General features: G+C 68.5%; 12 protein-coding genes. 9 read left to right on the forward strand and 3 right to left on the reverse strand.

What is annotated here, in order from left to right:
- Positions 1–40 precede the first annotated feature (40 nt).
- Entirely contained in the window at positions 41–484 is a 444-nt protein-coding gene (locus tag C882_RS04785; protein ID WP_009539422.1) for a DUF805 domain-containing protein, read from the forward strand.
- Between the two features lie 433 nt (positions 485–917).
- On the opposite strand, the gene C882_RS04790 is transcribed toward C882_RS04785, so the two are convergent.
- From C882_RS04790 to C882_RS04800, 3 genes are read right to left on the reverse strand one after another with little or no spacing between them, the layout of a single operon-like run.
- A complete protein-coding gene (locus C882_RS04790) occupies positions 918–1892 on the reverse strand; it encodes a quinone oxidoreductase family protein (RefSeq protein WP_152415200.1) in 975 nt (324 codons plus the stop codon).
- 44 nt (positions 1893–1936) lie between these two features.
- Positions 1937–2404, reverse strand: coding sequence for a methylated-DNA--[protein]-cysteine S-methyltransferase (locus tag C882_RS04795; RefSeq protein ID WP_009539424.1), 468 nt, complete (start codon positions 2402–2404; stop codon positions 1937–1939).
- 50 nt (positions 2405–2454) lie between these two features.
- Complete coding sequence (locus C882_RS04800) at positions 2455–4488, reverse strand: thioredoxin domain-containing protein (RefSeq protein ID WP_043643768.1); 2034 nt, start codon at positions 4486–4488, stop codon at positions 2455–2457.
- Between the two features lie 128 nt (positions 4489–4616).
- Between C882_RS04800 and C882_RS04805 the strand changes: the two genes are divergently transcribed.
- From C882_RS04805 to C882_RS04840, 8 genes are all read left to right on the forward strand, one after another.
- Positions 4617–4880 (forward strand): DUF6489 family protein, encoded by a 264-nt coding sequence (locus tag C882_RS04805; RefSeq protein WP_009539426.1) that lies wholly within the window; start codon positions 4617–4619, stop codon positions 4878–4880.
- Between the two features lie 7 nt (positions 4881–4887).
- Complete coding sequence (locus C882_RS04810; RefSeq protein ID WP_009539427.1) at positions 4888–5274, forward strand: (2Fe-2S) ferredoxin domain-containing protein; 387 nt, start codon at positions 4888–4890, stop codon at positions 5272–5274.
- A 464-nt stretch (positions 5275–5738) separates the two neighbouring features.
- Positions 5739–7073, forward strand: a complete 1335-nt coding sequence (mnmE, locus tag C882_RS04815) for a tRNA uridine-5-carboxymethylaminomethyl(34) synthesis GTPase MnmE (protein WP_009539429.1) — start codon at positions 5739–5741, stop codon at positions 7071–7073.
- Between the two features lie 2 nt (positions 7074–7075).
- The gene (gene mnmG, locus C882_RS04820; RefSeq protein WP_043643602.1) at positions 7076–8956 is read left to right on the forward strand and encodes a tRNA uridine-5-carboxymethylaminomethyl(34) synthesis enzyme MnmG; all 1881 of its coding nucleotides are present in this window, start codon (positions 7076–7078) and stop codon (positions 8954–8956) included.
- A 77-nt stretch (positions 8957–9033) separates the two neighbouring features.
- Positions 9034–9642, forward strand: a complete 609-nt coding sequence (gene rsmG, locus C882_RS04825) for a 16S rRNA (guanine(527)-N(7))-methyltransferase RsmG (RefSeq protein WP_009539431.1) — start codon at positions 9034–9036, stop codon at positions 9640–9642.
- A complete protein-coding gene (locus tag C882_RS04830; protein ID WP_009539432.1) occupies positions 9635–10444 on the forward strand; it encodes a ParA family protein in 810 nt (269 codons plus the stop codon). The genes rsmG and C882_RS04830 overlap by 8 nt, the downstream gene beginning before the upstream one ends.
- Positions 10441–11982 carry a ParB/RepB/Spo0J family partition protein gene (locus C882_RS25225; RefSeq protein WP_009539433.1) on the forward strand — a complete coding sequence of 514 codons (1542 nt, stop codon included), beginning with the start codon at positions 10441–10443 and terminating at the stop codon, positions 11980–11982. Before C882_RS04830 ends, C882_RS25225 begins: the two co-directional genes overlap by 4 nt.
- Complete coding sequence (locus tag C882_RS04840) at positions 11951–12949, forward strand: hypothetical protein (RefSeq protein ID WP_043643604.1); 999 nt, start codon at positions 11951–11953, stop codon at positions 12947–12949. The genes C882_RS25225 and C882_RS04840 overlap by 32 nt, the downstream gene beginning before the upstream one ends.
- The last annotated feature ends 5 nt before the right edge of the window (positions 12950–12954 follow it).

Here is a 12954-nt window from a genome sequence, read left to right on the forward strand (position 1 = left end):
GCCCGGGCAACTGTCCTTTGTTTCTGGCGAGTCGCATCCCGTGAAGATCCTTCGCACCCTGTTCGGAAACCTGCGCCACGGCACCATGCACCGGGTGCCCTTCTTCTGGCATATCGCCGGGCTCTGGGCCGTCGGCGGCGCGGCGGTCATGGCGGTCGTCGTCGGCATGGGCATCAACCAGCCGACCGACGGCATGACGCCGGAACAGGCCGGGCAGGCGGTGCGCGATGCCCTGGGGCCGGTGGTGCATACGGTTCTGGTGGTCCTGGCGGCTGTGCTGGTCTTCGCCCAGGTCAACATTATGGCCAAGCGCCTGCGCGACACGGGATTGCCGGGATGGCTGACGCTGGTGGCCGTGGTGGCGGTGACCGGCCTGGTCTCCGGCTTCATCAGCCCGGCGGCGGGCGGCTTGGTGAACATCGTCTTCTGGCTGGCGCTGCTGTTCACGCCGCCGGTGGTGTTTGCGCGGCGGAAAAGCGGCTGAGGGTGCGCGAGCGAGGCCACCAAGGCACCAAGGACACCAAGAGGGTGTGCTGATTGTGGCGGCGGTGCATCATTGGCTGACGGTAGTTTTTGAACCACCAAGACACAAAGACACCAAGAAGATGTGCGGGCGGTAAGGCCGTCGCGCCAACGGACCGACCCGCTTTCCGGCGGCGCCGGAATGATATGTGAGGGAGGCACGGCCTCCCTCACGCTCCCTCGATTGTTATTCATCAACACATCGGGCAGACCGGGAAAGGCTGGCTGACTAAGGAATGATGGCGCGCCTTCGCGCGCTGCCTTGGTGCCTTGGTGTCTTGGTGGTTCCCTTAAACAACCGCCGGCCACCGGAGCCATAACGTGTTTCACGTGAAACACAAAAAAGGCCGCCGCTTCATGCCGAAGCGGCGGCCTTATCCGTCAACGGCTCGGATTTACGGCATCAGCACCGTGGAGCCGACGATCTTGCGGGCCTCCAGGTCCTTGTGCGCCTGGACGGCGTCTGTCAGCGGGTAGACGGTGGCCTTCTCGATGGTGACGGCACCGGTGCCGATAACCTCGAACACCTCGGTCGCCGACTCGATCAGTTCCGGCCGGGTGCCGCAATAGCCCATGAGCGTCGGGCGGGTCAGGAATAGCGAGCCTTTGGCGGACAGAATGGCCGGCGAGAAGCTCTCCACCGATCCCGAGGCGTTGCCGAAGCTGACCATCATGCCGCGGCCCTTCAGGCAGTCCAGCGAGCCCTCCCAGGTGGTCTTGCCGACGCCGTCATAGACGACAGGCACGCCGACGCCGTTGGTGATCTCCTTGACGCGCGCGACGAAATCCTCGGTGGAGTAGTTGATGACGTGGTCGGCCCCGAGCTTTTTCGCCACCTCGGCCTTCTCGTCGGAGCCGACGGTGGTGATGACTTCCGCGCCGATGTGCTTCAGCCACTGGATGGCGATCTGCCCCAGCCCGCCGGCGCCGGCGTGGAAGAGGACCTGCTCGCCGGGCTGGACCTTGTAGAGGCGGCGGAGGAGGTATTGCGCCGTCAGGGCGCGCAGCATGTGGCCACCGATCTGGTCATCCGCCAGGTTCTCCGGCACGCGCACCAGCTTTTCCGCCGGGATCAGCCGCTCGTCGGCATAACCGCCGATGGGGCCCGTGGCGTAGAAGACCCGGTCGCCTTCCTCGAATTCCGTCACACCGTCGCCGCGGGCCTCCACCACGCCCAGGCCTTCCAGGCCGATGCCCGAGGGCAGGTCCACCGGATAAAGGCCAGTGCGGTGGTAGGTGTCGATGAAGTTTACGCCGCAGTGACTCTGGCGCAGAAGAACCTGGCCGGGGCCGGGGGCGCCGACGTCAACCGTCTCCACCTTCATCACCTCGGGGCCGCCGGTTTCGTGCATGCGGATCTGTGTCGCCACGGTTTCCTCCAAAAAATGTCGTCAGTTGAAAATGCGGGGCCTGGTCAGGCCGCCGGTTGGGGCAGGGCGGCCCCCTCCAGCAGCAGCAGGCGCTTCTTGGTGTCAACGCCCTCTGACCCCGTATAGCCGCCTAGCGCCCCGTTGCCGCCGACGATCCGGTGACAGGGGATCAGGATAGGCAGGGGGTTCTTGCCGCAGGCGCCGCCCACGGCACGGGCCGATGTACCCAGGTCGGCGGCCACATCGCCATAGGTGCGGGTGTGACCATAGGGGATGGACCTCATGGCCTGCCACACCCGGCGCTGGAAGGCGGTGCCGCCGGCCGGGTTGAGCGGCAGGCTGAAGGCCATGAGGTCGCCGGAGAAATAGGCCTCCAGCTGCCGCCGCGCTTCGGCCAGCAGCGCGGTTTCCTCCTGGTCGGGCACCCAGCCCCATTCCACGGCGACGATGGCACCGTCGGCCTCGAACAGGGTGATGTCCCCGACCGGGGAATGCAGCGAGATCTGGCTCATGGGGTCTCCGCGCGAGGAAAGGGCCTGGACGGGGCGCCGGGAGCTTGACCTTAGCGCGCCGCAAGCTGCGCCCGCAAATCCTCGGCATCGGTGACCGGGGCGGAACACACCGTGCCGCGGCAGACATAGGCGGCGGCCTGGCCGTCCACCGGCGTCTTGCCGTGGGCCGGGTGGCTCTGGGGCAGGGCGGCGGGATCGGTCGCCCGTTGCAGGATAAGCCCCGGAGCCGGCGCGTCCAGGGCCGCTTCCGCCAGTGCCCCGGCAGCCGATCCGGTGCCGGCGATGACCACCTGCACGGCGTCTTCCAGCACTTCGAATCCGTGCAGCAGCGTCGCCCCGTGGGGATAGCTGTTGAGCGCCAGCGCCCGGAAGTGCTCGATCAGGTCGATGGCGCGGCGGCGGTAGCGCTCCTCGCCCGTCAGGTGCCAGAGCGTCGCCAGCACCACGGCCATGGTGCCGTTGCCCGACGGCGTGGCGTTGTCCTGGGCGGACTTGGTGCGCAGGATCAGGTCCGTGGCGTCGGCGGCCGTCAGGAAGTAGCCGCCGGCGGCGTCGTCCCAATATTCGGCATCCAGCACCGCCACCCAGCGGCTTGCGTGGTCGATGAAATCCGCCACACCGGTGACCTGATGCAGCGTCAGGGCAGCGCGGGCCATGTTGGCGTAGTCGTCGAGCATGGCGACGTCCTGCAGCCGGCCCTTGCGGAAGCTGTGGCCCAGGCGGTCGCCGGGGCGGCTCATGGTGTCGCGGATACCGTCGTAGGCGGACCGCGCGAGGTCCACCCACTCGGGCCGGCCGAAGGCGGCGCCGGCGCGGGCCAGGGCATGGATCATCAGGCCGTTCCAGTCAGCGAGCACCTTGTCGTCGCGGCCCGGCATCACCCGTTTGTCCCGCTCCCGCAACAACAGCATGCGGGCCCGGTAGAGCTTTGTTTCCAAGGCCGGTTCGTCGCCCACGTCGGAAAAGTTCCGGTTCAGCACCGTTTTGCCTTCCCAGTTGCCGCCGGGGCGCACGTCGTAGGCGCGCTTGAACAGGGCGGCGTCGGCGTCCGTGCCGAGCACGCGGTCGATTTCGTCTTTGGTCCAGACGTAGAAGCGGCCCTCCTCGCCTTCCGTGTCCGCGTCCAGGCTGGAGGCGAAGGCGCCGTTCTCGGCAATCATCTCGCGCTCCAGCCAATCGACCGTTTCCTCGACCCGCGCCTGGAGGAGGGGGCTGCGCGTCTCCTGCCAGACGCTGGTCATCAGGTCGATGAGCTGGGCGTTGTCGTAGAGCATCTTCTCGAAGTGGGGCACCAGCCATTGCGCGTCGGTGGAGTAGCGGGCAAAGCCGCCGCCCAGGTGGTCGTAGATGCCGCCCTGGCACAGGCGGTCGAGCGTCAGTAGCACGGCGTCGTGCAGTTCCTGCCGCCCCGTGCGGTGCCACGACCGCCACAAGGCGTCGAAGGCGAAGACCACCGGGAACTTCGGCGCCCCGCGCAGACCGCCCCATTCCGGGTCGACGTGGCCGGCAAGGCTTTCCGCCAGCTGGTCGACGACGGGTAGGGCGAGGGCGGCCGGCGGTTCGCTGCTTTGGGGCAGGTTCAGGCCCTTGCGCAGCGCGTCCACCAGGGCGCCCGTATTGTTGGACACCTTCTCCGGGGACTGGTGATAGGCGTCCGCCACCTGGCGCAGCACGTCCTTGAAGCCGGGCCGGCCGAAGGCGCTGTCCTTCGGAAAGTAGGTGCCGCCCCAGAAGGGCTCGCCGTCCGGCGTCAGGAACATGGTCAGCGGCCAGCCGCCCCTCTGGCCCATGAGCTGCAGCGCACTCATATAGATGGCATCGACGTCGGGGCGTTCCTCGCGGTCGACCTTGATGTTGATGAACAGGTCGTTCATCACCGCGGCCGTCTCGGCGTCCTCGAAGCTTTCGTGGGCCATGACGTGGCACCAGTGGCAGGCGGCATAGCCGACGGACAGCAGCACCGGCTTGCCCGCCGCCTTCGCCTCGTCCAGCGCGGCCTGGCTCCACGGCCGCCAGTGCACCGGGTTGTCGGCGTGCTGCAGGAGGTAGGGGCTGGTTTCCTGGCCGAGCTGGTTGCCGGACATCATGCGGTCTCCCTCTGGGTCGGGCCTGAGACGTTTGGCGCGGAGCAGACATTGCGCACCCGGTGCGCGTGGCTTACTTTGTGTTGCCATGCCTCTGTTGCAACCGGACGCGGGGAAGGGGGACCCTCATGAAGATCAGCATCGACATAGACTGCACGCCGGAAGAGGCGCGCACCTTCCTCGGCCTGCCCGACGTGAAGCCCATGCAGGACGCCATGATGCAGGAAATCCAGAACCGCATGATGAGCAGCCTGAGCGCCATGGAGCCCGAGGCCCTGTTCAAGACCTGGCTGCCCGTCGGCGTCCAGGGCTGGGAGCAGATGCAGAAGGCCTTCTGGAGCCAGATGAGCCGGGCCGCGCAAGGCGGCTCGTCCTCCAAGAGCAAGGAGTAGCGTTTCCGTGACCGCCGCCGCCGCCGATCCCGCGCCGTACTACCGCGCTCACGTCTTCGCCTGCACCAACGCGCGGCCCGAGGGGCACCCGCGGGGCTCCTGCGCGCGGCGCGGCTCGGAAAAGCTGCGCAACTACATGAAGGCGCGCGCCAAGGAACTGAAGATCGAGGGCGTGCGCATCAACAACGCCGGCTGCCTCGACCGCTGCGAGCTGGGCCCGGTGATGGTGGTCTACCCGGAGGGCATCTGGTACGCGGTCCGCACCTTCGCGGACGTGGACGAGATCCTGCAAACCCACCTGATCGACGGCGGCCGGGTGGAGCGCCTGATGCTGCGCCCCGAGGAGACAGAGCGCGAGCAGATCGCGGGGCGCGTCGGCGAGGCGGCGGAGTAAGGTGCAGGGCTCCGGTGGCTTGGTGCGGTTATAGCCACGAAGACGCGAAGGACACCAAGAGGGTGTGCTGACTTCGGTATCGTGGCGTCAGCGGTGGGCGGTGCTTTTTGAACCACCAAGTCACCAAGACACCAAGACAGCGCGCGAAGGCGCGCCATCATTCCTTCTGGTGATGCTTGACCCGGTTTCGGGATTGTTATGATTAGGACGCGAGGGAGCGCGAGGGAGGCCGTGCCTCCCTCGCATTCATATTCCGGCGCAGCCGGAAAGCCTTGGTGTGTTGGAGTTTTAACGGCGCCGGCCACGAAGCCGCAGCACCCCCGTCAGCACACCCGCTTGGTGTCCTTCGTGTCTTGGTGACCGCGCTGCACAGAAGCCGACCGCTGATCCGCGTTCACCCGCTCCCTTGGTGTCTTGGTGTCTTGGTGGTTTAATCCCTGGCAGCACAACGCCAGGATAGTTCCATGACACCCACCATCTTCGCCCCCGCCACGGCTCCGGGCCGAGCCGGCGTCGCCATCGTCCGCATCTCCGGGCCGCTGGCCGATGCCGCCCTTTCGGCCCTGACGGCAGGCGCGCCTCTGCCTCAGCCGCGAAGGGCCGCGCGGGTCAGGGTGTCGGGCGAGGGCGGCGAGCAGGTGGACGACGGCCTGGCGCTGCGCTTTCCCGCCCCTGCCAGCTTCACCGGGGAGGACGTGGTGGAGCTTCACCTCCACGGCAGCCGTGCGGTGATGGAGGCCGTCATGGCGCTGCTGTCGGCGCAGGAAGGCCTGCGCGTGGCCGAACCCGGGGAGTTCACCCGGCGGGCCTTCGAGAACGGCAAGATGGACCTGACACAGGCCGAGGCGCTGGCGGACCTCATCGACGCCGAAACGGCGGCCCAGCGGCGGCAGGCCCTGCGGCAGATGGACGGCGCTCTGGCGCGGCTCTATGACGCCTGGCGCGACCGGCTGGTGCGGGCGCTGGCGCACCTGGAAGCCTTCATCGATTTTCCCGACGAGGAGTTGCCCCCGGCGGCCGAGCGCGCCATCTGGGGGAGCGTCGAGGGCCTGACCGCCGAGATGCGGTCGCACCTGGACGACGGCCACCGGGGTGAGCGCCTGCGCGACGGCCTGCACATCGCCATTATCGGCCCGCCCAACGCCGGCAAGTCGAGCCTGCTGAACGCCCTTGCCCAGCGCGAGGCGGCCATCGTCTCCGACATCGCCGGGACGACGCGCGATGTGGTGGACGTTCACCTGGACCTGGGTGGCTACCCGGTGGTGCTGGCGGACACGGCGGGCTTGCGCGAGGCGGCGGAGACCATCGAGTCCGAGGGCATCCGCCGTGCGCGGGCTCGGGCGGAGCAGGCAGACCTGCGGCTGGCGGTGTTCGACGGGGCGGAGTGGCCGGCGGTGGATGACCACACGCTGTCGCTGGTTGACGACTCGGCGCTGGTGGTGGTCAACAAGGCGGACCTGGGTGCGGTGCCCGAGGCGCCGGCGGTGAACGGGCAGCCGGCGCTGCCGTTGTCGGTGAAGACCGGGCGCGGGCTGGATACCCTGCTGGAGCGGCTGACCGCGCTGGTGGCCGATCGGCTTTCGGGCGGTTCGGCGGCGCCGGCGTTGACGCGGGCCCGCCATCGGGCGGCGCTGGCGGAGTGCGTGGACGCTCTGGCCCGCGCTCAGGCTGCCGACCTGGCGGAACTGGCGGCCGAAGACCTGCGGCTGGCGGTCCGGGCGCTGGGCCGCATCACCGGTCGGGTCGAGGTGGATGAGCTTCTCGACGTGATCTTTCGCGATTTCTGTATCGGCAAATGATGATGACCAAGGGCTTTGACGTGATCGTGGTCGGTGGCGGCCACGCGGGAACCGAGGCGGCGGCGGCGGCCGCCCGCATGGGCGCGGCGACGCTGCTGCTGACCCACAAGGTGGAAACCGTCGGCGAGATGTCGTGCAACCCCGCCATCGGGGGGCTCGCCAAGGGCCACCTGGTGCGCGAGGTCGATGCGCTTGACGGCATCATGGCCAAGGCCATCGACCGGGGCGGCCTGCAGTTCCGCATGCTCAACCGCAGCAAGGGGCCGGCGGTGCGGGGGCCGCGCGCCCAGGCCGACCGCAAGCTCTATCGGCAGGCGGTGCAGGACCTGCTGGCCGAGACGCCCAACCTGACCATCCGCGCCGCCGCCGTGGAGGACCTGGACCTGGACGACCACGGGCGTGTGCGCGGAGTGGTGACGGGGGAGGGCGAGACCATCCCCTGCGGTGCCGCCGTCATCACCACGGGCACCTTTCTGCGCGGGGTGATCCATCTGGGCGAACAGACCTGGCCGGCGGGGCGCGTCGATGAGGCGCCGGCGCTTGGTCTGTCGAAAACCCTGGAACGGGCGGCGCTCGCGCTCGGCCGCCTGAAGACGGGCACGCCGCCGCGGCTGGACGGGACGACCATCGACTGGGCGAGCCTCGACAGCCAGCCGGGCGATGACCCGCCGGTGCCGTTCTCGTACATGACGCGCGCGATCACGCAGACGCAGATCCATTGCGGCATCACCTACACGAGCCCGGCGGTGCACGCGATCATCCGCGACAACCTGCACCGGGCGCCCATGTACTCGGGCCAGATCGAGAGCATCGGCCCGCGCTACTGCCCCTCCATCGAGGACAAGGTGGTGCGGTTCGAGGACCGCGACCGCCACCAGATTTTCCTGGAGCCCGAGGGCTACGACGATCCCACCGTCTACCCCAACGGCATCTCCACCAGCCTGCCGGAGGACGTGCAGGAGCAGGTGGTGCGCCTGATCCCCGGGCTGGAAAAAACGCGCATCATCCGCCCCGGCTACGCCATCGAGTACGATTTCGTCGACCCGCGCGAGCTGCGGCCGAGCCTGGAGGTCCGCAAGGTGCCGGGCCTGTTCCTGGCCGGGCAGATCAACGGCACGACGGGCTATGAAGAGGCGGCGGGGCAGGGGCTGCTGGCCGGCCTCAACGCCGCGCGGCTGGTCAGCGGGTCGGAGGCCTGGACGCCGGATCGCGCCGACGGCTATCTGGGCGTGATGGTGGACGACCTGGTGACGCTGGGCACGCAGGAGCCCTACCGCATGTTCACCAGCCGCGCCGAATACCGGCTGCTGCTGCGTGCCGACAATGCCGACCTGCGCCTGACGCAGCCGGGCATTGATTTGGGCGTCGTCGGTCCGGAACGGGCGCGGGCCTTCGCGGAGAAGGTGGCGCTGCTGGAGGAGGGCCGCGCGCTGATGACCGCGTGCGCCATGACGCCGAAGGAGTTGAACGCACGCGGACTGAAGGTCAACCAGGACGGCGCCCGCCGCTCGGCCATGACGCTGCTGGGCTATCCCGAAGTTGACATGGCGCGGCTCCGCGATCTGTGGCCGGAGCTGAACGCGCTTCGGGCCGACGTGGCGGAACAGCTTGAGATCGAGGGCCGCTATGCCGGCTACCTCGGCCGCCAGGAAGCCGACATTCGGGCCTTCCGCAAGGACGAGGCCCTGCGGCTGCCGGACGGACTGGACTATGCGCAGGTCGGCGGGCTGTCCAACGAGGTGCGCCAAAAGCTTGCCGCCGCCAAGCCGTCCACCCTGGGGGCGGCGGCGCGGCTGCCGGGAGTGACACCAGCGGCGGTGACGGCATTGCTGGGCTACGTCAAGCGGCGCCGAACCGACGCAGAGGTAGCGCCCGCCGAGTAAGCCGGGCTATAAGAAGGGCTCCCGATGTTTCACGTGAAACACAGGAGCCCTTTTTTACAGCCATGCCTCAGCCTCCCATGACCCCGGCGGAGTTTCAGGCCACCACCGGTGTTTCACGTGAAACACTGGACCGTCTGAGCCTCTACGCCGAACTGCTCGTCAAGTGGCAGAAAAAAATCAACCTCGTCGGCCCGGCGACGATTCCAGACCTGTGGCGCCGCCACATGCTGGATTCGGCGCAGCTTTGGCCGCGTCTTCCGGCAGGCCTGCCCCGGCTCATCGACATCGGATCGGGCGCGGGATTTCCGGCGCTGGTGCTCGCCATCATGGGCGTGCCGGACGTGCACGTAATTGAGTCCGATCAGCGGAAATGCACCTTCATGCGCGAAGTGGCCCGCCAGACGGGCGCACCGGTGACGGTCCACACTCAGCGAATCGAGCAGGTGACGGACCTCCAGGCGCCGGTCGTGACCGCGCGCGCCCTTGCCGCACTGCCGAAATTAATAGACTTGGCAGCGCCTCTTTTGGCTGAAAATGGCGAGATGCTGCTTCTGAAGGGTCAAAATATAGACGAAGAATTGACCCAGGCCCGCAAAATCTGGATATTCGAAGACACACGTTCCCCGAGCCAGTCCGACCCGTCCGGTGTCGTTTTGCGCCTGCGAGAGGTTCGCCCCAATGAATAGCCTGTCTCCGTCCCGCCGCCCGCGCATCGTCGCGATCGCCAACCAGAAGGGCGGTGTCGGCAAGACGACCACCGCCATCAATCTGGCCACCGCCCTGGCTGCCGCCCGCAAGAAGGTGCTGATTATCGACCTGGACCCTCAGGGCAATGCCTCCACGGGTCTCGGCATCGGCCGCGGCAATCGCAAGATTTCCAGCTACCACGTCCTGATGGGCGAGGCTGCGCTGGATCAGGCCGTCATCAAAACCAGCGTGCCGGGCCTGGACCTGGTGCCGTCCGCCGCCGACCTGGCGGGCGCCGAACTGGAACTGGTCGACGTCTCCCGCCGCGAGGGGCGGCTGCGCGATGCCGTCTCCCACCGCCTGGCGGAGATGGACTACGACTACATCTATGTGGACTGTCCGCCGGCTCTCGGCCTGCTGACCCTGAATGCGCTGGTGGCCGCCGACAGCGTGATCGTGCCCCTGCAGTGCGAGTTCTTCGCGTTGGAGGGTGTGAGCCACCTGATGAAGACCATCGAGCGGGTGAAGAAGGCCTTCAATCCCGACCTGGACATCCAGGGCATCGTGCTGACCATGTTCGACCGCCGCAACAATCTGTCCGATGCGGTCGCCAGCGATGTGCGGGACTACTTCAAGGGCAAGGTCTACGACACCGTGATCCCGCGCAATGTGCGGGTGTCCGAGGCACCGTCGCATGGCAAGCCGGTGCTGCTCTATGATCTCAAGTCCACCGGCGCACAGGCCTATGTGCATCTGGCGGGCGAAGTGTTGAAGCGCGAGAAGCAGGAGGTCCGGGCATGAGCGCTGCACGCCGCGGACTCGGCCGGGGCCTGTCCGCCCTGTTCGGGGATGAGGAAGACACCACCACCGCCGGGGCCGAGGCCTCGGGCGCAACGCCGTCCGGCCCCGCCGCCGCCGGGGAGCAGGAACAGAGCGACCGCCTGACGGCCGAACGCCTGGTGCCGGTCGGGCGTCTGCGGTCCGGGCGCTTCCAGCCGCGCAAGGACTTCGACCAGCAGGCTATCGACGATCTGGCGGAAAGCATCCGGGAGAAGGGCATCATACAGCCCATCCTGGTGCGCACGCACCCTGACGACGCGGACCTGTTCGAGATCATCGCCGGCGAACGCCGGTGGCGCGCCGCCCAGCAGGCGCAGTTGCACGAGGTGCCGATCCTCGTCAAGGCGTTCACCGACCGTGAAGCCCTGGAAGTGGCGCTGGTCGAAAACCTTCAGCGCCAGGACCTGAGCCCGCTGGAGGAGTCCGAGGGCTACCAGCGCCTGATGGATGAGTTCCAGCACACCCAGGACGATCTGGCGAAGGCCGTCGGCAAGAGCCGCAGCCACGTCGCCAACATGATGCGCCTGCTGGCGCTTCCCGACCCGGTGAAGGGCATGCTGCGCGAGGGCCGCCTGACGGCCGGTCATGCCCGCGCCCTGCTCAATTCGGAAAACCCGGAGGTCCTGGCGGAGCGGGTGGTATCCCGTGGCCTGAACGTGCGCCAGACCGAAAAGCTGGCGATGACCGAGGGCAAGAAGCAGCCCCGTAAAAAGAGCGCCGCCAAGTCCGCCGAGAAGGATGCGGACACCCTTGCGCTGGAGCGGGACCTGTCGCAGCTTCTGGGCCTGAAAGTGTCCATCACCTTTGCCGGCCGCGGCGGCACGCTCGCCATCGAGTACGATACGCTGGAGCAACTGGACGACATTCTTCACCACCTGTCCGACGGCGCCCACCGCGCTCCCGGTTCCGAGGACGAGGAGCCGCTGACCGAGGGCGAGGACCTGGAGGCGGCCGTGGCCGCCGACCTGGAAAGCCAGGTGGGGGAAGAGGACCTGAAGTCCACGGTATGGGAGCAGGGGCTTGATGCACTCGGCCCGGCCGACGTGCCCGAAGGGGCGGGGACTGAGGATGCCGGCGGGTCCGACGACGCCGATCGGGACCCGGGGGCGGGCCTGGACGAGGACACTGCCGCCGGTCACGCCCTGACGGTGGAGGAGGCCGAGGCCGCGCTCGCCGACAGTCTGGACGAGGACAGCATCGACTGGTCCGACGATGCCGTTGGCGACGAGGACGAAGGCGACGCCGCCTTTGATCCCAACGCCATGAAGGATGTCCTTCGCGAGGAAGGGCTCGACGCGCTCTACGACGAAGAGGCCGACGCGACCGGCGAGGGCGAGGGCGAGGGCGAGGCCGAAGGCGACGGTGAGGGCGGCCCGGCCGAGGCATCGGACGCCGCGCCCGACAAGGACGCGCTGCGGGAGGAGGGCCTGGATGCCCTGTACGGCTCGGAAGAGACCGCGTCCGAGGATGACGCGACCGACGAAACCGACCGCGCCTGACGGCCTGCGGCCGTTGCGCCTGATGCACCGATACGTCGCCGCCGCCGGACTTCTTCTGGCGGCGGCGATGCCGGTTGCGGCCCAGGAACCGGCGGTGGGCGACCCCGATCCCCGCGCCCAGGCGCTGGTGGAGGATCTGCGCCGCGCGGTGCTGCAGGCCGAGCGCAGCGGCGCGGCGACGGCGGCATTCATCGAGGAACTGCGCGCCCTCATCGCCCGCTACGACGCGCCCTATGCCCAGCTTGTGGTGCGCGACACCTTCCAGGATGGCGCCTATCGATCGGACCCGCGATGGGTCGTCGTGTCGGGACAGTGGCAGGCCGTCGCCGGCAGCGTCGTCAGCCCGCCCACCGGTCCGGCCCTGGCGCCGCCGGACCGCCCCCCGGATGACGCCGAGCGGCTGCAGGAGCAACTCGGGGCCGTGACCCGGCTGGTCGAGCGCCTGCGCGGCCGCGCGACCTCTGCCGATGGTGAGAAAGACGCGCCGCCTCCGACCATTCCGGCGCCTGTGCCCCAGGCCGGCGCCGAGAGCGCGCCTTCGGCCATGTTGGCGCTGCCGGTGCATGTGCCGCCGGTATTCCGCCTGACGGCGCGGGTGACGCTGGAGGACGATCCCGAACGGCATGACGCCGGCCTGTCGGTGCGCGACGGCGAGGGCGAAACCGGCTACCGCGTTCGGCTGGGGTCCTTCGCCTCGCGCTCGCGGGTGGAACTGGAACGCCTCACCGACCGCGGCCCCCGCACGCTCGGCAGCGAGGTTCTGGACGACTCGCTGGCGGGCGGGCCGGTTCACAGCATCGCCCTGGAGCGCGACCAGGACGGGCGCCTGACCGTGCGGGTGAACGACGTGGCGGTGGTCAGCGTGGAAGAACGGCAGGAGTCCGCGCGGCTTGAGCACGTCATGCTCGAGCGCATGGCCGGCCGGTTGATCGTGTCGCAGGTGGAGGTCTGGACCGCCGTGCGGTGAGCGGC

This window comes from Caenispirillum salinarum AK4, from assembly GCF_000315795.1.
Lineage (GTDB): Bacteria > Pseudomonadota > Alphaproteobacteria > Rhodospirillales > Rhodospirillaceae > Caenispirillum > Caenispirillum salinarum.